Source organism: Bradyrhizobium sp. LB13.1 (assembly GCF_054056815.1).
This window is the reverse complement of the sequence record NZ_JBSRYQ010000001.1, coordinates 983,282-1,004,816: the sequence shown is the minus strand read 5'-3', so window position 1 is coordinate 1,004,816 and position 21,535 is coordinate 983,282. Positions and strand designations below refer to the sequence as shown.

Genomic DNA, 21,535 nt, shown 5'->3' with positions numbered 1-21,535 from the left:
CGCTCGCAATGACGGTTGAGGCGATAACTTACCTATTCGTCCCAAAAATCTTCCGCGCTTCCGCCGGGCTCGCGATCTCACGGCCCGCGCGCCGGGCGCAGGCGGCGATGGCTTCGATCAGCTGACCGTTGGACGTCACCTTCTTGCCGTCGGCGAGATAGAAGGCATCTTCGAGACCGGTGCGCAGATGGCCGCCGAGTTCAGCGCAGCGCTGGTGCAGCGGCCAGATCTCTTCGCGGCCGATCGCCGTGACCTGAAAATGCGCCTCGGGACGTTTCAGCTTGATCAGGATCGGCAGCAGATCGGGATCGGACGGCATGCCGGAGGCGACGCCCATGACAAAATTATACTCGAGCGGACCTTTGTACATGCCGACCTGGTGGTACATGCCGACGCAACGAACGATGCCGACGTCGAAACATTCGAACTCGGGGATGGTGCCGACCGCGTTCATGACGTCGAGATAGTCCTTCACCTTCTCGACCGCGTTGTCGAACATCATCGGCGGCCAGGCCCAGCTGTTGTCGGCCTTCACCTTCAGGTAATTCAGCGAGCCCGCGTTGCAGGCCGCGATCTCCGGCCTGGTCTCGCGGATGCAATCGAGCGCGCCTGAGTAGTTCGGCCCGGAGACGCCCGAGGTGTGATTGATGATGACACCCGGGCAGGCTTCGCGGATGGCCTGCTGGATTTCCTTGCTGACGCTGACCTCCCAGGACGGCAGATGCCCTTTGTCCGGCGCCTGCTGGCGCAGATGGATGTGCATGATCGACGCGCCGGCATCGAACGCAGCCTTGGCCTCGCGCGCCATCTGCTCGGGCGTCACAGGCACATTGTGCTGCCTGGGGTCAGTGAGCACGCCGTTCAGCGCGCAGGTGATGACGGCCTTGTCGCTCATGCCTTGAATGTCTCGCACGTTGATAATTCAACGCTTGCGATCATGTGATGGGCGGCACGCGGCTTCTTGCGCGGAGAAGCTGGAAAAAAGCGAGAAATCGCAGGGTGGGTTACGCTGTCGGACTGCGCTTCGCACAGCCGCGAGCTAACCCACCACTACGAGAGCGATGCTAGCTCGCCTCCGCCAGCCTCACCGTCTCGCTGCTGCGATAGATCGCTAGATCCCGCGAGCCGACGAAGATCGCGCGCGGCTTCAGGCCGTAGAAGCGGCGGATCGAATGGCTGAAATGGGTGCTGTCGGGATAGCCGATATCCTGCGCGAGATGGGCGAGGTTGAGGTCCTGGTTGGCGAAGTGCAGCAGATGCCGCGCGCGCTTCCAGGCGCGGAAGGAGCGAAACGAGATGCCGGTCTCTTCCTTGAACAGATGCAGGAAACGCGAAGCGGAAAGTCCGGCGCGTCCGCCGCGCATGTGTCCGCCGTCACGGGCTCGCCCGTGAAGCGGCCGATGCGCGCCACCGCACGCGTCACGCGCGGGTCGAGCACGCGCCGCGGCAGCGCTTCGCCAAAACACATCTCGTCAAATTCGGCGGTGGTGATGTCGCCGTAGCGGCGCTCTCGCAACAACGTGTAGGCGGCGAGAATCTTGCGGGCATAGACAGCCTGGTCGGGTCCGGTGAGCCGCGCGGCCAAGGCCTCGATCACGCCATCAGGCATGCTCTCCGGCTCCAGCGTCACGCTGATCGCCGTGCGGTAGTCGCTGGCAATGGAATGCCGCTGGTTCGGCAGGGTGACGAACAGCTCGCCGGTGGCGAGGACTTCGTCGAGCGTCAGATGCAGGCTACCCTTGACCGCGACATAGACGTGGCAGCAGCCGGGCGTCCGCTTGCGGGGGCGGCCGAGCAGGCCGGCATAGAATACCCGCTCCGGCGTGATCAGCATCAAATGGTCGGATTCGCGACCGTTATCTTCCATTGGGATCCTCCTCGCGCGGCTCTTTGGCCGCTGCGGACGGAGGTCACCTTAGCGGAAATTTGGGCGCTGTCACGGCGCGGTAGCGCTGTCATGGAGCGTAAAACATTGGCGTTCCCGGACGTCCAGAGGACGAACCCGGAACCGGCAAGCAACAATTTCGTCCAGGCGACGGAGCTACGCCCTCACACGCGCCGCGATGTTCTGTTCGACTCCAGCCTTCTGCTCCGCAGCAACCGCACGTTTGAATCCATCGCGCTGCTGCAAGCACGCCCAATAACCTGCGACATTTGGCCCAAAGTCCTTGGCGAGCCCGATGTTGCTGGCGAGGCGGAGCGCATAACCAATGACAATGTCAGCGGCGGTGAAGCGACCCGCGCACAATGTTTCGGCATTGGCGGTCGCGGCCTCGACGGCGCGCAGCCGGCCCAGGAACCACTTTGCATAGTCGGTAGCGACCTGCGGATTGCGGCGCTCCTCCGGCTCGAGCTGGGTGTATCGGAGCACCAGCGTCTGCGGGAAGGTTAACGTGGCGTCGCTGAAATACATCCAGTTCAGGAAGGCGCCATAGGCGGGATCCTCAGGTCCCACCATCAGCGGCGTCGGCCCGTGCTTGATGCCGAGATAGTGGCAGATGCCGGACGATTCCGTCATCTTGGTCTCGCCGTCGACCAAAAAGGGAATCGTGCCCAGCGGATTGAGCGCGAGGTATTCCTTGGCGAAGACCCGCGGCGGGAACGGCAGCATCTTCAGTTCGTAGGGAAGTCCCATCTCCTCCAGCATCCAGAGTGGACGGAAAGAGCGCGCTGCGTCGCAGTGATAGAGCGTGATCATCAAGAGCTTCCTTTGCTGCCGGGCAGCGTGCCCATCATCTTGCACAGGACCATCAGCATGACCTCGTCCGCGCCGCCGCCGATCGAAGTCAGGCGGCTGTCGCGATAGGCACGGCTGACCGGCGTCTCGTTGGTAAAGCCCATTCCGCCCCAATATTGCAAGCAGGCGTCGGTAAGCTCGCGGCCGATCCGACCAGCCTTCAGCTTGGCCATGGTCGCAAGTTTTGTGACATCCTCGCCCGCCACCAGCGCCTCGGCGGCGCGGTAGATCAGCGCGCGCAGCAGCTCGACCTCGGTCTGCATCTCCGCCAGCTTGAAGTGAACGACCTGGTTGTCGAGGATCGACTTGCCGAAGGCTTTTCGGTTGCGGGTGTATTCGATGGTCTCGTTGATGATGTATTCGTGCGCCTTCAGGCAGGCCGCCGCACCCCAGAGGCGCTCCTCCTGGAACTGGATCATCTGGTAGGTGAAGCCCTTGCCCTCCTCGCCGATCCGGTTGCGCCTGGGCACGCGGACATTGTCGAAGAAGATTTGCGCGGTGTCGGAGGAGCGCATGCCCATCTTGTCGAGTTTTCGCGCGACAGTGACGCCCTTGGTCTTCATGGGCACGCAGATCAGCGACTTGTTGCGGTGGACGGGCCCGTCGCCGGTGTTGAGCGAGCAGGCAGATCCAATCGGCCTGGGTGCCGTTTGTGATCCACATCTTGCCGCCATCGATGACGTAGTCGTCGCCGTCGGTGCGCGCATTGGTCTTGATCGAGGCCACGTCCGAGCCCGCGCCGGGCTCTGAGACGCCGATGCAGGCTACATAGTCACCGGAGATCGAGGGTACCAGGAATTCGCGCCGCACCTCGTCCGAGCCGAACCGCGCCAGCGCCGGCGTCGCCATGTCGGTCTGCACGCCGATCGCCATCGGCACGCCGCCACAGGTGATGGCCCCCAGTTCCTCCGCCATCATCAGCGCATAGGAGTAATCGAGACCCGAGCCGCCGAACTCGACCGGCTTGTTCAGTCCCAGGAAGCCGAGGCTGCCCATCTTCTTGAACAGCTCGTGCGCCGGGAAGATGTCGGCCTTCTCCCACTCATCGACGTGAGGGTTGATCTCATTGGAGATGAATTTTTGCAAGGAGCGGCGGATCTCGTCGTGATCGGCGGTAAACAGCATTTCTTCCTCTCGTCGTCACAACCCCATCTGCCGGGACGCCAGATCCTTCATGATCTCCTCGGTGCCGCCGCCGATGGCATTGACCTTGACCTCGCGGTAGATGCGCTCGGCCTTGATGCCGCGCATGAAGCCGGCGCCGCCGAAGATCTGCACGGCTTCAGAGGCGCAGAATGCCATGGTCTGGGTCGCCTGGTTCTTCATCATGCAGATTTCGGCGACGGGGCTTTCCCCCTGCTCCAGCCGCCAGGCCAGCATCTCCAGCATAGCCTGGGAGGCCGCGACCTTCTGCGCCATGTCGACGATCTTGTGGCGGATCACCTGATGCTGCGCGAGCGGCTTTCCAAAAGTCTTGCGCTCCTTGGCGTAGGCAATCGCTTCGTCGAGGCACACGCGCGCGAAGGCGGTGCAGCCCGCCGCCATGCCCATGCGCTCGCTGTTGAAATTACGCATGATGATCTTGAAGCCCTGGCCTTCCTCCCCGATCAGGTTTTACCGCCGGTACGCGGCACGCGTCGAAATGCAGGGTTGCGGTGTCGGAGGCCCACCAGCCCATCTTCTTCAGCTTTGTCCGCGCCAGGCCGGGCGTATCCCCCTCGATCAGGAGCAGGCTGACGCCTCCGGCACCCTCGCCGCCGGTGCGCACCGCAACGGTCAGATAGTCGGCGCGCATCCCGGAGGTGATGAAGGTCTTCTCGCCGCTCACGACGTAGTGATCGCCGTCGCGCCGCGCCTTGGTCCGGAGGCCCGCTACGTCAGAGCCGCCGCCGGGCTCGGTGATCGCGAGGGCGGAGATTTTCTCACCCGCGAGCACCCGAGGCAGCACACGCGCTCTAACCTCAGGGCGTGCCGCGCGCGCGATCGGCGGCGCACCGATGGTGTGGCTCATCAGGCTGGCGCTGATCCCGCCGGCGCCGGCCCGCGCCAGCTCCTGGCTGGCGACGATCTTCATGAACTGGTCGGCGGCGATCCCGCCATATTCCTCGGGGAATCCGAGCCCCAACAGCCCGATCCCGGCCGCCTTGCGATAGAGCGCGCGGGGGAATTCGCCGGCCTCGTCCCACTCGTGGGCGAACGGCGCGATCTCCTTGTCGACGAAGCGGCGCATCATCTCGCGAAAGGCATCATGTTCGGCGGTATAGAACGGGCTTTTCATCGCACTCTCGCCTTGCTGGCGGATTCGTCTCGTCCACCATGGCCGGAACCCTGGCGGCTCACTTGCGCGGAGTGGCTGGCCGGGCCTCCCTCTGAGCAAGACCGGCCTAGCAACTCAACGCAAGACGATTTTCACCGCTCGCGCGCCAACTCCTGATCAAAAAAAGCGTGATGCACAAACTCCGGCTGGCCCCAGGGGCCACGCCGGGCATGGTGCAGAGCAATAGGGACGCTGGCGGCACCAGACCGCCAAGGGAGGAATTTTGGCCGTTCGTTACTACGACTGGATCGTCCATCATGGCCGCCGCACGCCGAACAAGGTTGCGGTGATTGATCTCGCGAGCGAGCGGCGCTTCACCTATGCGCAGCTGGATGCGCGTATTTCACGTCTCGCTTCATTTCTGCGTCATACGCTGAAAGTCTCACGCGGCGAGCGCGTCGCGGTGCTGGCGCTGAACACGACCGATACGCTGGAGGTGCAGTTTGCCTGCGGCCGGCTCGGCGCGATCTTCGTGCCCCTGAACACCCGCCTCACTGTTCCCGAGCTTCAGTTCATTACCGGCGACTGTGCGCCGAAGGTGATGATCCACGATACCGATCTGGCCGAGACGGCGCTCGCAGTGGCGAGACTGTGCGGCGTCACCAGTAGCCTGCTGCTCGGGCCCGGCGGCTCCTACGAGGCCGGCATCGCGGCGGCAAAGCCGCTCGAGGCAATCGAGGAGGTCACGCTCGATGATGTCTCGACCATCATGTACACGTCGGGCACCACGGGACATCCCAAGGGCGCGACCATCACCCATGGCATGACCTTCTGGAATTGCGTCAATCTCGGCGGCCCTGCCTGCATCGGACCGTCCTCGGTGCTGCTCACCGTGCTGCCGCTGTTCCACACCGGCGGGCTGAATTGCTACACCAATCCGGTGCTGCACGCCGGCGGTGCCGTGATGATCATGCGCGCCTTCGATCCCGGCACGGCGCTCGGCCTGATCAACGATCCCGCGCAGGGAATCAACGTGTTCTTCGGCGTGCCCGCGATCTACCAGTTCATGGCGCAGCATCCGGCGTTCGCGACCACCGATCTCGGCCGGCTGATCGTTGGCGGTGTCGGCGGCGCTCCGATGCCGGTACCTCTGCTCAAGGTGTGGGAGGCGCGCGGCGTCGCGCTCCAGCAGGGCTACGGCATGACCGAGACCTCGCCGGCCGTGCTGGTGCTCGACCGCGAGGATGCGGCACGGAAGGCCGGCTCCGCCGGCAAGCCGGTGCTGCACACGGAAGTGCGCATCGTGCGTCCCGATGGCAGCGACGCCGATGTCGGCGAGCTCGGTGAACTCTGGGTCAAGGGACCGAACATCACGCCCGGCTACTGGAACAAGCCCGAGGCGAACAAAACGTCGTTCACCGACGGATGGCTGCACACCGGCGACGCGACACGCGTCGACGACGAAGGCTTCTACTATATCGTCGACCGCTGGAAGGACATGTACATCTCCGGCGGCGAGAACGTCTATCCGGCCGAGGTCGAGAACGTCCTACACCAACTCAACGCCATCGCGGAAGCCGCCGTGATCGGCGTGACCGATGCGCAATGGGGCGAGGTCGGCCTCGCCATCGTCGCGGTCAAGCCGGGCCAAAAGCTGACCGAAGCCGATGTGTTCGCGCATTGTGCGGCGAATCTCGCACGTTTCAAATGCCCGCGACAGGTTCACTTCGTCGACGCGCTGCCTCGCAACGCCACCGGAAAGATCCACAAGCCGACGTTGCGCAAGGAGTTTTCGGTGGCCTCGGAGGTCGACAAGAAAGCCGCCAACGCCTGATCAAAGCGCCCCTCTCGCGGGCGCTTTTCATTTTCGACGTGCCTGCTCCAACCCGGAAGAACCCCAAGGAATTTCAAGGAATTTTCATGAACAAGAAACTCTCCCTGCTTGCCGCAACAACAGCGTTGGCGCTGCTCACAACCCAAACCGCGTATGCGCAAAAAGCGTACGACACCGGTGTCACCGACACCGAGATCAAGATCGGCAATGTCGAGGCCTATTCCGGCCCGGCTTCCGCCTACGGCGTCATCGGCAAGACCGAGGAAGCCTATTTCAAGATGATCAACGATCAGGGCGGCATCAACGGCCGCAAGATCAACTGGATCTCCTACGATGACGGCTACTCGCCGCCGAAGACCGTTGAGCAGATCCGCAAGCTGATCGAGAGCGATGAGGTCTTTCTGGTGTTCAACGCGCTGGGCACGCCAACCCAGACCGCCGTGCAGAAATATCACAATTCCAAGAAGGTGCCGCAACTGTTCCTCGCCACAGGTGCCAGCAAGTGGAACGATCCGAAGAACTTTCCCTGGACCATGGGCTTCCAGCCCAGCTACCGCGTCGAGGCACAGATCTTCGCCAAGTATATTTTGAAGGAGAAGCCGGACGCGAAGGTCGCGATCTTCTATGCCAATGACGATTTCGGCAAAGACTACCTCGCCGGCATCAAGGACGTGTTCGGCGACAAGGCATCGAAAATGATCGTGGCGGAAGAGAGCTACGAGACATCGGAGCCTTCGATCGACGCCCATATCGTCAAGCTCAAGGGCACCGGCGCCGACGTCTTCGTCAACATCGCGACCCCGAAGTTTGCGGCACAGGCGATCAAGAAGATCGCCGAACTGGAGTGGAAGCCGATGCACCTGATGACCGACGTCTCGGTGTCGATCGGCGCGGTGATGAAGCCGGCCGGCCTCGAGGCATCCGAAGGTGTGCTGTCGGCCGGCTACCTGAAGGACGCGTCGGATCCGCAGTGGAAGCACGATGAGGGCATGAAGAAATTCATGGTCTTCGTCGACAAATACATGCCCGGTGCAAACATTTCGGACGCCAATCTGGTGTACGCCTATGCCGCGGCCCAGACCATGGTGCAGGTGCTGAAGCAGTCGGGCGACAATCTGACCCGTGAGAACGTGATGAAGCAGGCCGCGAGCCTCAAGGACTTCGTCCCCGACACGCTGATCCCGGGCATCAAGATCAACACCTCGTCCACGGACTTCGCGCCGATCGAGCAGCTCAAGATGTGGCGGTTCAAGAAGGGCCAGTGGGAGCTGTTCGGCGATATCATCAGCGCCGAGACAGGCGGCTAGTTCGACTGAAAATACATGCAGATGCAGAATAGCGGCCGAAGGGCCGCTATTCTCTTGCGGCGCATTCAGCCTGCGGGATGTCCTGGCCGACGTCGATCGCCACGATGGGACAGGCCGAGGCGACGCGAATCTCCGAGACCCCTGAGCACGGGGCATGACCACGCAAGAGTGGCGATGCCGGTTGGCGGAAAATCGACACTCAGCGTGTAGCTGTCGCAACCGGTCACGATCGCTACGGGATCGATCGGCGCGCCGTCGAGGTGGAAATGCGTTCCGATCCTGTCAAGTGGCGCGCGAAGCGCAGGGCTCGGAAGGTGGACGGTGTTGTGGCCCGGCTCTCCCTTGACCCGCACGGCAGCCTGCGGCTCGCTCCAGCGGAACGTGTGACTTGACCCGACGCGCTTCAGCGCCGTCAAGACAGCGCGCGCGTGTGCGGCCGCGAGATGCGCTGCTGTGCGCGCGCCGAGAAGCACTGATCCAGCACCTAGCGCCAGGGATGTTGCTTCATGCCGAACTCGATGTCGGCCTGGTACATGGCGGCCTCTGCCACGCCAGGACAGCTCCCGCTGTCCGCGATAATGTTCGAGGGGGATGATGACGGAGAACAGCGGCGATTCACCGCCGAATGGTGCGGGCACGTCCTGCATGCCTTCTTTCATAGACGTTTGCGATGCCATTCCGGATAGTGCTCGCGGACTATGCCGACAGAAACAGCGCGAACGATTCGTCGACCGTGCGACGCAGATGCTTTTGGTACAATTCATGATTGGCGTCGCCGGGCGCGACCCGTCCCAGCGAGGGCTTCGGGAAGTTCCGGAGCGGCACGTAGGCGATCGGCGCTGCGATCGGCGTCAGCTGCGAGCCGGGGCCGGCGCGGAGCGTCGATATGATTCCGTACATCTCGCCCGCAACCGTCGGCCGCGACACTGTGATCACGCGATGCTGGCCGTGCTTGATGATGACGAGATAGATGAAGCCGGACTGATGCGGCACCGCGACCTCGCCGGTGTGCTCATAGGCGGCATCGGTCCGCTCACCCTCGCGGAATACCAGTGAAGAGACCTTTGGCTCCCAGACGATCTCGGTGCGGTAGGCGAAGATTGCGTCCTTGTCGCCGAACGACGGGCGCAGCGTGATGTAGACGTCCTCGATCCAGGTCACCGCGCGATGGGCATAGGAGCCGAGGCTATCAGGCGCGACATCGCTTGCGGCCGGAGGCGTCGCCACGACGGGACTCTTGCGCAAGGAGACGCCCAGCGCCTGCTCCAGCCGCACCGTGGTCGCCAGCGTGAACGGCCGCCGGCCGCCGAGCACCTTCTCCAGCGTCGACAGGCTGAGCTTGGCCTGCTCGGCCAGCGCCTGCCGCGAGATCCGGCGTCTGGCCAGCTCCTCGCGAATGGTTTCCGCAATCTCGCGGCTCTGCTCGTCCGAAAGCTGCTTGTCGGCGAATTTGTCTTGGGTCTGCATCGTGGCCCCGCTCCAGGACGGCCATTCTAGCAGGGCGGACAAACCAGCACAAAACCACACTTGGCTGCCGCAGAGGCGGCCAACGCGGGCCAGCCGCGGCGGAACATTGCCGATCATTCTGCTCGCGAAATCGGGCCGTCCCGGCGGATGCTGAGAACCAGCAAACATGCTGTGGGAGCAGGCCAAATGGACACCTACGACACGATGGAGAGCGACGAGCACCCCATGCTGGGGCGGCTGATCAAGGTCGGATTGTTTCTTCTGGTGCAGGGCATCGCGGTGGCGCTGGTCGCCTTCGTGGCGCTGCTGGTGAGCTTCGAGCCGGGCTGGTCGGCGACGACGGAGCAGGCCAGCCTGCTCCAGCCCGGCGACGCCAAATCCGGATCTCTCCTCCTGAAGGAGGACGGCGCCTACACCGAAGCGATCCGCCTCGGCATCGACGTCGACATCACGGTATCGGGCCCGACGCTGCGCTCCCGCGTCACTCAAGTCTTCCGCAACCCGACCAGCGACTGGGTCGAGGCGACCTATGTCTATCCGCTCCCCACCGGCGGTGCCGTCGATACGCTGAAGTTGGTGGTCGGCGACCGCGTCATCATCGGCGACATCAAGGAGCGGCAGCAGGCGCGCGTGATCTATGAAGCGGCGCGCCGCGCCGGCCGGAAGGCCGCGCTCACCGAACAGGAGCGGCCGAACATCTTCACCAACTCGGTCGCCAATATCGGCCCCGGCGAAACCGTGCTGGTGCAGATCGAATATCAGGAGCCGGTGCACCAATCCGGCAACGAATATTCGCTGCGCCTGCCGCTGGTGGTCGGACCACGCTACAATCCGACGCCGATCGTCCAGAGCGTCGACTTCCGCAACGACGGCTCCGGTTGGGGCGCGACGAATTCGGACCCGGTGCCGGACCGCGACCGTATCTCCCCGCCCGTGCTGGATCCCGCCAGGAATGCGCCGGTCAATCCGACCAGCATCACGGTGCGCCTGAATGCCGGCTTTGCGCTCGGCGAGGTCAAGAGCCCGCATCATAACGTCAAGGTCGCGAGCCCTGACGACACGACGCGAATCGTCACGCTTGCTGACGGTGCCGTGCCTGCCGACCGCGATTTCGAACTGACCTGGAAGCCGGCCGCTGTAAAGGCGCCGTCGGTCGGTCTGTTCCGCGAACGCGTCGGCGACGCCGATTATTTACTCGCCTTCGTCACTCCGCCCACCGCCGAGCAAGCAACGCAGAAGCCACTGGCGCGCCGAAGTGGTGTTCGTGATCGACAATTCCGGCTCGATGGGCGGCACGTCGATCGTTCAGGCCAAGGCGAGCCTCACCTACGCGCTCTCCCGTCTCCAGCCGACCGACCGTTTCAACGTCATCCGCTTCGACGACACCATGGACGTGCTGTTTCCGGCCTCCGTGCCGGCGGATGCCGCGCGCGTCGGTGAAGCCACCTCGTTCGTCAGCGCGCTGCAGGCGCGTGGCGGCACCGAGATGGTGCCGGCGATGCGGGCCGCGCTGACCGACAAGCTCGGCGATACCAGCATGGTTCGCCAAATCGTGTTCTTGACCGACGGCGCGATCGGCAACGAGCAGCAATTGTTCGAAACGATTACGGCGATGCGCGGCCGCTCGCGCGTGTTCATGGTCGGCATCGGGTCCGCGCCCAACACCTATCTGATGACGCGCGCCGCCGAGCTCGGTCGCGGTGCCTTCACCCATATCGGCTCCGTCGAGCAGGTCGAAGAGCGCATGCGCGGCCCTGTTCGCCAAGCTCGAGAACCCGGCCGTGACCGGCCTCAGCGCAAAGTTCTCCGAAGCCAAGGCCGACGTCACGCCGGCGATCATTCCCGACGTCTATCGCGACGAGCCGCTGGTGCTGGCGGCAAAGCTCGACAAGCTCGCAGGCTCGGTCGAGATTAGGGGCCGCGTCGGCGACCGCCCATGGTCGGTGACGCTGCCGCTGCAAAATGCAGCCGAAGGCAAAGGCCTGTCGAAGCTCTGGGCCAAGCGCAAGATCGACGACGCCGAAGTGGCGCGCACCCTGCGCGAGATGACTCCCGAAGACTCCGTCAAGGCGATCCTGGCGCTGGCGCTCGACCATCAGATCGTCACGCGGCTCACCAGCCTCGTCGCGGTGGACAAAACGCCCAGCCGTCCCGAAGGCGAGCCGCTCAAGCTCAGGGAATTGCCGATCAACCTGCCGGCCGGCTGGGATTTCGCGAAGGTCTTTGGCGAACGACAGCAGGTCCCGGCGCAGCTCCGTGAACGTCACGCCGATGCGCGCGACCAGCCGGCCACGAGGCGGCCGACGCCCGCCGCACCGGATGCGATCCGCCTGCCCAAGACCGCAACCTCGGCCGAGTTGAAGATGATCGCAGGCCTGATGCTGGTCGTGCTCGCCCTGATCCTGTTCGTGTTCAACCGACGTCAGACCTTGCTCACTGACGTCGCTTGAGAGAGGAGCGCCCCGATCTCCTCTGTTAGCGCGCGCGACTGCCCGTCCCACACCAGCGGCCGCGCGCGCCTTTTTTGAACACGCCGCCTCAACCGAATTCGTCATTGCGAGCGAAGCGAAGCAATCCAGAAATCCCTCCAGGGACGCAGTCTGGATTGCTTCGTCGCTTCGTTCCTCTCAATGACGGGAAAATTTGCCATGCCTCGCTTCATCTCTCCCCTGGTTCTCGCGCTGATCGGCGTCATCCTGTTCGGCGACGGCGCCTATATCCATGCCAAAGCGTGGCTAGCGCAGGTGCTGCTGGAGCACGCGTTCGACCGGAGCGTTGCGACCGGCGAGGTGGTCAAGCCATGGTCATGGGCCGATACCTGGCCGGTCGCGCGGATCGAGGTGAGGCGGATCGGCGCCAGCGCGATTGTGCTGGAAGGTACCAGCGGCCAGGCGCTTGCTTTTGGACCCGGCCATATCCGCCAAACGGCTGACGCGGGCGAGCGTGGTATTGCCGTATATGCCGCGCACCGCGACACTCATTTCCGTTTCCTGCGGAATGTCGCCATTGGTGATGTGATCGATGTCACACGCAGTGACGGTGAACACTTTCGCTATCGCGCGGATTCCTCCGCTGTGGTTCGCTTCGATGCCTCGGGCATCGATCCTGCGCCACGGGATGCCGAACTCGTGCTCGCCACCTGCTGGCCGTTCGACGCCGTCACGTCCGGTCCGGAGCGCTACATCCTTCATGCCACCTTGATCGGAGCTGCCGCCCCATGACGGGCAAGGCGTTGCGATATGCCGAATACATTTCCGCAAGAGAAGGTATTCTGGCGCAAACGCGTGTGGGACAGGATCGGGCCCATCGACGAGAGCTTACACTACGCGATGGACTGGGACTTCATCCTGCGAGCGCAGGCCGCATGATTCAAATTCGCACGCTTGCCGCGATTTCTCGCCTGCTTTCGAATCCATGACGCACAAAAGACGGCATCCACCTATGCGGTCGGCGTCAGGGAGATGGGCGTCCTGCGGGGACGCATTCTCGGCTTCGAATCGACGCAGATGCAGATCCGGCGCGCCATCGCTCCTTATCTAGCGAAGCATCTAGCGAAGCAGTTCGCCTGTCACTACGCCTACAAGCTCGGCATCCTGAGATACTGAACGACGGCGCGAGCAGTGATAAGATGTCGATCACTAGGGCTTGATGCGCGCTCATTCCACCGCACGGCATACCGGCCCACGCGGTTGCCAGTCCGAAGAACTCGCCATAGAACAGAGTGACGCACCGCCAACAAGAACAACAGGTGAGGTCACACCATGGAAGCTCGCGTATCTGCCGCCTCCGCTTCATCGCGCCCATGGTCTCCATCGCCTGACGCCAGTGACATCGTCAAGGGCATCCACGCCATGCTGCACCCGCACAACATCGTGCTGGTGGGCGCGACCGACAAGCCCGGCAACTATGCCGAGCGCATCTGGAACAATCTGGTCAAATACGGCTACGAGGGCGGGCTCTATCCGGTCAACACCAAACGCGACAGCATCTGGGGCGTCCCCTGCTACAAGGACTTTGCCAGCCTCCCGGAAAAGCCCGATCACGTGCTGGTGCTGGTGCCGGCGCGGTTTGCCGTGCAGGTGATCCGCGACGCCGCCGCCGCCGGCGCGCGCTCGGCCACCATCGTCACCTCAGGTTTCAGCGAGTTGCAGGATGAGGAGAGCCAGAAGCTCGCCGCTGAACTGCAAGCGGCCGTGCGCGAGACGGGATTGGCGGTCACCGGCCCGAACTGCCTCGGCAATTTGAGTGCCGACGAAAAGCTCTTCACCAATATCGACGACCGTATCGTCACCATGGAACAGGGCGCGGTGGCGATTGCCGGACAATCGGGCGCCATCGTCATGGCGATCCGCCAGGCACTGGAAGATCGCGGCGTCGGGGTCGGCTACATGGTGACGACCGGCAACGAGGCCGGGCTCGAGACGCCGGACCTGATGCGCTATTTCGCCGAGGATCCGAGCATCAAGGTGATCGTGGTCTACCTCGAAGGCGTGCGCAACACCAAGGCGTTCCGGGACGCCTGCAAAGCGGCGCGCGCCGCGAGCAAACCTGTGATCGCGCTCAAGCTCGGGGCGTCCGAGGGTGGCCGCGCGGCGGCGATGGCGCACACCGGCGCGCTCGCGGGCTCGATCGAGACGTTCGACGCCATCGCAACGCGCGAAGGAGTCGTCAGGGTCGGCGGGCTCGACGAGTTGATCGAGACCACGGAATGCTTCGTCCATGCCACGGTGCCCGAAGGTGACCGGCTTGCCGCGGTGACGCTATCTGGCGGTAAGCGTGGCATGCTGCTCGACGCCTTCTATGCCGCAGGCCTGAATTTTGCGCCGCTAAGTCCGCACGTCGGCTCCGAGCTGGCAAAAATGCTCGGCCCAGGCTCGATCGTCGGCAATCCGCTCGACGCCGGCTTTGCGGCGGTGGTCGATCCCTCCGTCTACATGAAATCGATCGAGCTGATGATCGAAGACCCCGATATCGATATCGTCGTCGTCGATGCGGAGCTGCCAAAGGCGCCGCACGAGCTGCGCGAGCGCAACCTGCGCATCGTCAACGAAATGGCGAGCCGGGCCGGCAAGCCGGTGATCTATATCAGCGCGATGTCGATCGGCTTCACCGAGTTCACCAAGACCTTGCGCAAATCGCTGCCGCATCTCGCTGTCATGCAGGGTATGGATCGCGCGGTGACCGCGATCAAGTCGCTGCTCGACTACGCCAAACTGCGCAAGGAAGTGCCCGATATCGTCTCGAGCTCGAAGCCTGCCGCGCGTGTCGTGCTGGAAAAGGCGCTGAAATCGGCAACCGGCGCCGCGCTCGACGAGGTCGCCTCCAAGAAGCTCCTGAAGGCCTATGGCATCCCGATCTCGAAGGAGGCAATCGCACAGACGGCAGCCGAGGCCGTGAAGATCGCCAAGCAGATCGGCTTCCCCGTCGTGGCCAAACTCGTCAGCGCCGAGATTTTGCACAAATCAGACATCGGCGGCGTGGTGCTGAATCTCAACAACGCGGCCGAGGTCAAAAAGGCGTTCGCCGACATCACCGCGCGGGTGAACAAGCTGAAGGGCAAACCGAAGCTTGACGGCATCCTGATCGCGCAACAGGTCAAGGCCGATCTCGAGCTCGTGGTCGGGGCCTCGCTCGATGCCGAAATGGGTCCGGTCGTGCTGTTCGGCACCGGCGGCATCGACATCGAGCTGATGAAGGACGTGGCGCTCGCCGGTGCGCCACTGGACGAGGCCGAGGCGCGGCTTCTGATCGGCCGCACCAAGGCCGGCATCAAGATGCGTGGGTATCGCGGCAAGCCGGCCTTGCACGAGGCCTCCGCGGTGAAAGCGCTGGTCGGCCTGTCCAATCTGATCGCGGACGCCGGCGACCGGATCGCCTCGATCGACGTCAATCCGTTCCTGATCAATGCCAAAACAGGCGTCGCCGTCGATGCCCTGATCGTGCTGAACAATGCTGCGGCCAAACGCGCCGCCGGCCATTGATGTCGCGTAAGGCGGATTAGCGTAGCGTAATCCGCCAATCCTTGCGACAAATGCGAGAGGAAGTGGCGGGTTACGCTTCCCTAGCCCGTCCCTTAGGATTGCGGCCACAGCATCATCCTTCCAACTTCCCCGCTTTGGCCGTAAAATCACCCTGCATGGCACGCGCGAGCAATCTGGTGATCGGAACGGCGACGCTGGCGGTGATCGCCGTGGCGTTCGGCGGCCTGCTTGGCGTGCAGAAATGGCGCACCGCCCAGAGCCGCAGCCAGTTGCGCGTGGTGTTCGAGGGCGGCACGGCCAGCGGACTGCGCCGCGGCGGGCCGGTCAATTTCGACGGTGTTCCCGCCGGCCAGATCCTGTCGATCAAGCTCGACAATCCCCGCAAGGTCGTAGCGCTCGTGTCGCTCGATAATGCTGCGCCGATCCGCAAGGACACGGTGGCCGGCATCGAGTTCCAAGGCCTTACCGGCGTCGCCGCGGTGTCGCTGATCGGCGGCGCCCCCTCCGCTCCGCCGGTGCCGCTCGACGCCGACGGCATCCCCGTGCTGACCGCCGATCTCAGCGACGCCGAATCCATCGTCGACACCCTGCATAGTGTCGATCGCACCATCGTCAGCAACGCCCCGGCGATCAAGGAGGGCCTGCGCACGTTCGAGAACTACACCGCCGATCTCAGGAGCAAGGGCGGCGAAATCGATTCCGTCATGGCCAAGGTCGACAGCGCTTTCGCGGGCTTCGACAAGGCGGTCACAAAGATCGAGGGCGTAGTGCCCGGCTTCGCCGATGGCAAGGCGGATGAGCTGTTCGAAAAGATACAGGGATTGCACGAGCTCGCCGACACCATGAGAAAGAAATCGGCGAATTTCCTCGAGGACATCCGTCGCTCGCTGCTCGACGTCAGCGAGGCCGCCAACAAGATGAGCGGGACGTCCGCCCCCGCCGCCGCCCCGCGCCCGCCGCGCAAGCCCACGCAGCAGAAGCGGTAAAGCCTACCAGGCGTAGCGAACGACACCTTTGCCGGCGTAGGAGCGGGTGACGTTCGAGAACTCGCCCTCGAAGGTCGCCGACGCAGACCAGCCGTTCATCCAGCTCATCTGCACCGCCGCTGTGATCAGCGCGGAATCGTGCGCCTGGGCGGCGCCGTTCACCACGAACGCCGATCCCGGCAACGCCTGGAAGACCGCACCGACGGTGCGATCCGGATTGTAGTCATGCGCCCAGGCGACGCGGCCGCGCAGAGTCATCAGGCCGCCGGCCGCGGCGAACGACTTGTCCCGCCACCCGAATTCACCAGCGAGCTCGGCCTCACCACCCGCGAAGGCGAGGTGCTGGCCTGGCTCAGCAAAGGCAAGACCTATCGCGACATCGCGCAGATTCTGGGCTTGAGCCCGCGCACGGTCGACAAGCATCTGGAGCAGATCTACGCCAAGCTCGGCGTGGAGAACCGCACCGCCGCGGCGGCGATTGCGACCAATGCGACGCGGCGGAATTCGTAGTCTTGCTGCGAATGAGGTGAGACGTTGCCAGTCGAATAAATGGCGTCGTCCGCCGCTAGCACAAGCTATCCTCAGCCATACACAAACGCCGCGTCATCCAGATCCGTCTTCGGGATTTCGTCCTTCTCGGTCCAGTAGTCCTGGCTGTGCTGCCATTCCGGCTTGTCGCCGCGCTTGGGCAGCAGGTCCATGTTGCGCATCATGTAGCCCGGGTTGAAGTTTTCCGGATCGATCCAGGGCAGGATCGGCATGTTGTGGTCCTCAGGGCGCAAGCTCACCTCGACCTTCTTCGCGCCCTTCCCCTTCATGTGTCCGATCAGGCGACAGACGAAGTCGGCGACGAGATCGACGCGCAGCGTCCAGCTGGCGCGGAAATAGCCGAACACCCAAACCAGGTTGGGCACGCCCGTAAACATCATGCCGCGATAGGTCACGGTGTCGCCGAAGGCAAGCGGCTTACCGTCGATCTCGAAGGCGATGTCGCCGAGAGCTGCGAGATGGAAACCGGTCGCGGTGACGATGATGTCCGCTTCCAGCACTTTGCCCGATTTGAGCTGGATGCCGTTCTCGACGAAGCACTCGATCTCGTCGGTGACGACGGACGCCTTGCCGCTGGCGATGCCCTTGAACAGATCGGCATCAGGCACGAAGGCGATGCGCTGCCGCCACGGCCGGTAGCTCGGCGTGAAATGTGTGTCGACATCGTAGTCCGGACCGAGCACCGCGCTGATCTGGCCGATCAGCTCCTGCTTCACCTGCTCGGGTTTTGACAGGCAAAGCTTGGTGAACGCGTCCTGCTCGAACAGGATTTTGCGCCGGACGATCTCGTGGATCCATTCCTCGTCGACCTGAAGCCTGCGCAGCTCCTCCGCGATCTCGATTGCGTTGCGGCCGAGGCGAAAATAGGTCGGCGACCGCTGCAGCATGGTGACATGCGCGCATTTGTCCGCAATATTCGGAACCAGCGTTGCGGCCGTCGCGCCCGAGCCGATCACGACGACCTTCTTGTTCGTGAGGTCGATATCTTCAGGCCAGGTCTGCGGATGAACGATGCGGCCCTTGAAGCGGTCCGTGCCCTTCCATTCCGGCGTGTAGCCTTCCGAATGGCGGTAATAGCCCTGGCACATCCACAGGAAGTTCGCCGTGAAAGTTTTCGATTCCCCGGTGTCGGTCGTCACCGCCTCGATGGTCCAGAGATTCTGCTCGCTCGACCAGCTCGCCGAAATGATCTTGTGCTTATAGCGGATGTGGCGGGCGATATCGTTGTCGTCGATCACCTCGTTCATGTAGGTGAGGATTTCCTCGGCGGTCGCGATCGGCGGCCCGACCCAGGGCTTGAAGCTATAGCCGAAGGTGTGGAGGTCGCTGTCCGAACGAATTCCGGGATAGCGATGCGTGGTCCAGGTGCCTCCGAACGTCGCCTGCGTTTCCAGGATGACGAAGCTCGCGCCCGGAAGCTGCTTTGTCATGTGATAGGCGCTGCCGATGCCAGAGATGCCGGCGCCGACGATCAGCACATCGAAATGTTCAGAAGCTTGTTTGGTCGTGGCGTGACTGCGAACAGCGACATTCATTGTTGCTACTTGCCTTGCTTGTTTTTGTGGCCGCCCTTGACCGGACGGCGCGTTTCCTCCGCGACGGGCGTGGTCGCCCATCGCGCTTCCGCTTTAAAATGGCATAGATCAAATCGCGGTCAAATCACAGCGCCGCACCCCAGCCCCGCGCGGTCTGCAATATCCAGTCGCGATAGAGCGTGAGCGGCGTGACCCCGGTCAATCCGCCGCAGCCGGCGGCGCCGTTCGGCCCGGTGGACCAACTGATGACGCCGACAAGCACAGGCCCGTTCGGCTTGTCCTCGAACACCGGGCCGCCGGAATCGCCGGTGCAGGCGCCAATTCCGTCGCGAACACCGTTAGTTACCGGATCGATCAGCCGGATCTGGAGCGTGCCGGGCTGCCCTGTGGCAACGAGACCGGCGACACGCGTCACACCGCCACTCTTGCCATCGCCGCGCACGGTGACGCCGATGCCGGCGACGACGAAGCGGCTGCCTGCCTGGATCGGAATAGTCGGCGCGCCGACCGGCACCGTCGATTTTCCCTTGAGTGGAATTTCCAGTTGCAGCAATGCCACGTCCGCGGTGGCGCGGTGCGCCTGCATCGCCTGCATGTTGAAGTTCGGATGGATCGCAACGGTGCGCACATTCAGTAATTGCGGCTGACCGTCGGCACCGCGATCGACAATCTTGTAGTCCGCGCCGGGCTGCACGCAGTGGGCGACCGTCAGCACCAGCTTTGGCGCGATCAGGCTGCCCGTGCAGAAATTCCCGCGCGAGCCGACGATGGTGACGACTGCGCGCGCGGCACCATCGGTCTGCGGCGTGCCGCCACCCACGATGGCATAAGCGGGCGTGGCGAGCAGCAGAGCGGCTGTGATGAGGGTTGCAAGCTTCTTCATGGGAACACGCTTTGGCGTCGGTGAATGCGGAGGATCGCTTCGGACTGGTCCTTGCCGATAGCGCATGCTAGCGCTCTTGGAAAGGAATTGACGAGGGCAGGGCAGTGACGATCGAGGCTGTGATCTTTGATTTTGGCGGTGTGCTGACGAGTTCGCCATTCGAAGCCTTCGCGCGGTACGAGGCGGAACGCGGCCTGCCCATCGACATCATCCGGCGGACCAACGCCGCCAATCATCTGGAAAACGCCTGGGCCAAGTTCGAGCGCGCCGAAGTCGATATCGACACATTCGACAAGCTGTTCGCGACGGAGTCACTGGCGCTCGGCGCGGAAGTGCGCGGGCGTGACGTGCTGCCGCTGCTGCAGGGCGATCTGCGCCCCGAGATAGTCGAGGCGCTGAAGCGCATCAAGGCGCAATTCAAGACCGGCTGCATTACCAACAATTTGCCGGCCAATGCGATCGGCAGCATGACCGGGCGCTCACTCTATGTCGCCGAGGTGATGGTGCTGTTCGATCATGTCATCGAGTCCGCCAAGATCGGCCTGCGCAAGCCCGACCCGCGCATTTATCAGCTGATGGTCGAGACGCTGAAGGTTGATCCGAACAACTGCGTCTATCTCGACGATCTCGGCGTCAATCTGAAGCCCGCGCGCGAGATGGGCATGACCACGATCAAGGTCACCAGCGGCGCCCAGGCGATCGCCGAACTGGAAGCCGCGACGGGATTAAGGCTGAGCTAGCGACGCTTACAAACCCTCATCCTGAGGAGCGCGCCCTTGCGCGCGTCTCGAAGGATGAAGGCTCCGCTCGTGCCCCTCGCCCTTCGAGACGCCACGCAAGCGCGACTCCTCAGGGTGAGGGATTACACATCCTAATCAGCCGCCGCCGCCGTAGCGATCCGCTCCGGAAACGCCGCGGCGAGCGACGCACGATCCGGCTTCAGCACGCCCCGCTCGGTGATGAGGCCGGTGACGAGCCGCGCCGGGGTCACGTCGAACGCGTAGTTCGCGACCGGCGAACCCTCCGGCACGATCCGCACCGTCTCCAGCCGTCCATCCGCGGTGCGGCCGGTCATGTCGGTCACCTCCGTGCCGCTGCGCTGCTCGATCGGGATGTCGCGGATGCCGTCATCAACGGCGAAATCGATCGTCGGCGACGGCAGCGCGACATAGAACGGCACGTTATTGTCGTGCGCGGCGAGCGCCTTCAGATAAGTGCCGATCTTGTTGCAGACATCGCCATTGGCGGCAACGCGATCAGTGCCCACGATGGCGAGATCGACCATGCCATGCTGCATCAGATGCCCGCCGGTGTTGTCGGCAATCACCGTATGCGGCACGCCGTGATGGCCGAGCTCCCAGGCCGTGAGCGAGGCACCCTGGTTGCGCGGGCGCGTCTCATCGACCCAGACATGGACCTTGATGCCGCGCTCATGCGCCAGATAGATCGGCGCTGTTGCCGTGCCCCAGTCGACGGTGGCAAGCCAGCCGGCATTGCAATGCGTCAGCAAACTGACGTTCTCGCCCGGCTTCTTCTTGGCGACGATCGCCTCGATGAGCTTCAAGCCGTTGCCAGCGATGCCACGGTTGATCTCGACGTCCTGCTCGACGATCTCGTCGGCGCGCGCATAGGCGGCCTCCGCGCGTTCGAGCGGATCGACCGGCGCGAGCGTCGCGCGCATCTCGTCCAGCGCCCATTTCAGATTAATCGCGGTCGGCCGCGCCACCACGAGCGTATCGTAAGCGCGCCTAAGACCGGCGTCCGAGGCATCCTCGCGCATCGCGAGCGCCATGCCGTAAGCTGCGGTCGCGCCGATCAGCGGCGCACCGCGCACCAGCATGTCGCGGATGGCGAGGGCCGCGTCCTCGCACGAGGCCAGCTTTGCAACGATGAACTCATGCGGCAGCCGGCGCTGGTCTATCGCGCCGACCGACCAGCCGTCGCGCTCACGCCAGATGCTGCGGAAATGCTTGCCGTCGACCTTCATGGCATTCTGCCT

General features: G+C 63.6%; 13 protein-coding genes and 7 pseudogenes. 9 read left to right on the top strand and 11 right to left on the bottom strand.

Translation table 11 applies throughout. The features are described from left to right. Nucleotides 1-28: 28 nt before the first annotated feature. The 5 genes and pseudogenes from ACVWYI_RS04705 to ACVWYI_RS04685 form a co-directional block, all read right to left on the bottom strand. Nucleotides 29-895, bottom strand: a complete 867-nt coding sequence (locus tag ACVWYI_RS04705) for a 3-keto-5-aminohexanoate cleavage protein (protein WP_456661353.1) — start codon at nucleotides 893-895, stop codon at nucleotides 29-31. A 169-nt stretch (nucleotides 896-1,064) separates the two neighbouring features. After that, nucleotides 1,065-1,867 (bottom strand): annotated as a pseudogene (locus ACVWYI_RS04700) (helix-turn-helix domain-containing protein). A 174-nt stretch (nucleotides 1,868-2,041) separates the two neighbouring features. After that, nucleotides 2,042-2,698, bottom strand: coding sequence for a glutathione S-transferase family protein (locus ACVWYI_RS04695; protein WP_456651851.1), 657 nt, complete (start codon nucleotides 2,696-2,698; stop codon nucleotides 2,042-2,044). Further along, a pseudogene (locus tag ACVWYI_RS04690) lies at nucleotides 2,698-3,862 on the bottom strand (acyl-CoA dehydrogenase family protein). Before ACVWYI_RS04690 ends, ACVWYI_RS04695 begins: the two are co-directional and overlap by 1 nt. 15 nt (nucleotides 3,863-3,877) lie before the next feature. Next, nucleotides 3,878-5,015 (bottom strand): annotated as a pseudogene (locus ACVWYI_RS04685) (acyl-CoA dehydrogenase family protein). Between the two features lie 262 nt (nucleotides 5,016-5,277). Here ACVWYI_RS04685 and ACVWYI_RS04680 point away from each other — a divergent pair. Together ACVWYI_RS04680 and ACVWYI_RS04675 are read left to right on the top strand one after the other, a co-directional pair. Beyond that, nucleotides 5,278-6,828, top strand: coding sequence for an acyl-CoA synthetase (locus tag ACVWYI_RS04680; RefSeq protein WP_456661352.1), 1,551 nt, complete (start codon nucleotides 5,278-5,280; stop codon nucleotides 6,826-6,828). A gap of 86 nt (nucleotides 6,829-6,914) precedes the next feature. Further along, complete coding sequence (locus ACVWYI_RS04675; protein ID WP_456661351.1) at nucleotides 6,915-8,135, top strand: ABC transporter substrate-binding protein; 1,221 nt, start codon at nucleotides 6,915-6,917, stop codon at nucleotides 8,133-8,135. Between the two features lie 65 nt (nucleotides 8,136-8,200). Here ACVWYI_RS04675 and ACVWYI_RS04670 read toward each other — a convergent pair whose 3' ends face one another. Then, nucleotides 8,201-8,551, bottom strand: coding sequence for a hypothetical protein (locus ACVWYI_RS04670; RefSeq protein ID WP_456661350.1), 351 nt, complete (start codon nucleotides 8,549-8,551; stop codon nucleotides 8,201-8,203). A 280-nt stretch (nucleotides 8,552-8,831) separates the two neighbouring features. After that, entirely contained in the window at nucleotides 8,832-9,602 is a 771-nt protein-coding gene (locus ACVWYI_RS04665; RefSeq protein WP_247351757.1) for a helix-turn-helix transcriptional regulator, read from the bottom strand. Between the two features lie 186 nt (nucleotides 9,603-9,788). Here ACVWYI_RS04665 and ACVWYI_RS04660 point away from each other — a divergent pair. From ACVWYI_RS04660 to ACVWYI_RS04640, 5 genes and pseudogenes are all read left to right on the top strand, one after another. Next, nucleotides 9,789-12,052: pseudogene (locus ACVWYI_RS04660) on the top strand (marine proteobacterial sortase target protein). A 198-nt stretch (nucleotides 12,053-12,250) separates the two neighbouring features. Further along, nucleotides 12,251-12,823: a class GN sortase gene (locus tag ACVWYI_RS04655; RefSeq protein WP_456661349.1), complete on the top strand. Its 573-nt coding sequence runs from the start codon at nucleotides 12,251-12,253 to the stop codon at nucleotides 12,821-12,823. Further along, nucleotides 12,810-13,207 (top strand): annotated as a pseudogene (locus tag ACVWYI_RS04650) (glycosyltransferase); the annotation flags it as partial. The gene ACVWYI_RS04655 and the pseudogene ACVWYI_RS04650, both read left to right, overlap by 14 nt. A 156-nt stretch (nucleotides 13,208-13,363) precedes the next feature. After that, nucleotides 13,364-15,583, top strand: a complete 2,220-nt coding sequence (locus ACVWYI_RS04645; RefSeq protein ID WP_456661348.1) for an acetate--CoA ligase family protein — start codon at nucleotides 13,364-13,366, stop codon at nucleotides 15,581-15,583. 155 nt (nucleotides 15,584-15,738) lie between these two features. Then, nucleotides 15,739-16,569 carry an MlaD family protein gene (locus ACVWYI_RS04640; RefSeq protein WP_456661347.1) on the top strand — a complete coding sequence of 277 codons (831 nt, stop codon included), beginning with the start codon at nucleotides 15,739-15,741 and terminating at the stop codon, nucleotides 16,567-16,569. A 3-nt stretch (nucleotides 16,570-16,572) separates the two neighbouring features. On the opposite strand, the pseudogene ACVWYI_RS04635 reads toward ACVWYI_RS04640, so the two are convergent. Then, nucleotides 16,573-16,872: pseudogene (locus tag ACVWYI_RS04635) on the bottom strand (autotransporter domain-containing protein); the annotation flags it as partial. Here ACVWYI_RS04635 and ACVWYI_RS04630 point away from each other — a divergent pair. After that, nucleotides 16,861-17,079, top strand: a pseudogene (locus tag ACVWYI_RS04630) (response regulator transcription factor); the annotation flags it as partial. The pseudogenes ACVWYI_RS04635 and ACVWYI_RS04630 sit on opposite strands and share 12 nt — an antisense overlap. A 71-nt stretch (nucleotides 17,080-17,150) precedes the next feature. Here the strand turns inward: ACVWYI_RS04630 and ACVWYI_RS04625 are convergent. Both ACVWYI_RS04625 and ACVWYI_RS04620 read right to left on the bottom strand, forming a co-directional pair. Next, on the bottom strand, nucleotides 17,151-18,653 hold the full coding sequence (locus tag ACVWYI_RS04625; protein WP_247351744.1) for a flavin-containing monooxygenase: 1,503 nt from the start codon (nucleotides 18,651-18,653) through the stop codon (nucleotides 17,151-17,153). A gap of 124 nt (nucleotides 18,654-18,777) precedes the next feature. Then, nucleotides 18,778-19,536: a S1 family peptidase gene (locus ACVWYI_RS04620; protein WP_456661346.1), complete on the bottom strand. Its 759-nt coding sequence runs from the start codon at nucleotides 19,534-19,536 to the stop codon at nucleotides 18,778-18,780. Nucleotides 19,537-19,640: 104 nt separating this feature from the next. Here ACVWYI_RS04620 and ACVWYI_RS04615 point away from each other — a divergent pair, with 104 nt between their 5' ends. Next, nucleotides 19,641-20,276 (top strand): HAD-IA family hydrolase, encoded by a 636-nt coding sequence (locus tag ACVWYI_RS04615; RefSeq protein ID WP_247351741.1) that lies wholly within the window; start codon nucleotides 19,641-19,643, stop codon nucleotides 20,274-20,276. A 131-nt stretch (nucleotides 20,277-20,407) separates the two neighbouring features. On the opposite strand, the gene mtnA is transcribed toward ACVWYI_RS04615, so the two are convergent. Next, on the bottom strand, nucleotides 20,408-21,523 hold the full coding sequence (mtnA, locus tag ACVWYI_RS04610; RefSeq protein WP_456661345.1) for an S-methyl-5-thioribose-1-phosphate isomerase: 1,116 nt from the start codon (nucleotides 21,521-21,523) through the stop codon (nucleotides 20,408-20,410). Between the last annotated feature and the right edge of the window lie 12 nt (nucleotides 21,524-21,535).

Excerpts from the sequence above, each read along its gene's own strand:
- ACVWYI_RS04640 (WP_456661347.1), top strand. The coding sequence starts at position 15,739 with ATGGCACGCGCGAGCAATCTGGTGATCGGAACGGCGACGCTGGCGGTG.
- ACVWYI_RS04655 (WP_456661349.1), top strand. The coding sequence starts at position 12,251 with ATGCCTCGCTTCATCTCTCCCCTGGTTCTCGCGCTGATCGGCGTCATC.
- mtnA (WP_456661345.1), bottom strand. The coding sequence starts at position 21,523 with ATGAAGGTCGACGGCAAGCATTTCCGCAGCATCTGGCGTGAGCGCGAC.
- ACVWYI_RS04695 (WP_456651851.1), bottom strand. The coding sequence starts at position 2,698 with ATGATCACGCTCTATCACTGCGACGCAGCGCGCTCTTTCCGTCCACTC.
- ACVWYI_RS04645 (WP_456661348.1), top strand. The coding sequence starts at position 13,364 with ATGGAAGCTCGCGTATCTGCCGCCTCCGCTTCATCGCGCCCATGGTCT.
- ACVWYI_RS04620 (WP_456661346.1), bottom strand. The coding sequence starts at position 19,536 with ATGAAGAAGCTTGCAACCCTCATCACAGCCGCTCTGCTGCTCGCCACG.
- ACVWYI_RS04675 (WP_456661351.1), top strand. The coding sequence starts at position 6,915 with ATGAACAAGAAACTCTCCCTGCTTGCCGCAACAACAGCGTTGGCGCTG.
- ACVWYI_RS04665 (WP_247351757.1), bottom strand. The coding sequence starts at position 9,602 with ATGCAGACCCAAGACAAATTCGCCGACAAGCAGCTTTCGGACGAGCAG.
- ACVWYI_RS04625 (WP_247351744.1), bottom strand. The coding sequence starts at position 18,653 with ATGAATGTCGCTGTTCGCAGTCACGCCACGACCAAACAAGCTTCTGAA.
- ACVWYI_RS04705 (WP_456661353.1), bottom strand. The coding sequence starts at position 895 with ATGAGCGACAAGGCCGTCATCACCTGCGCGCTGAACGGCGTGCTCACT.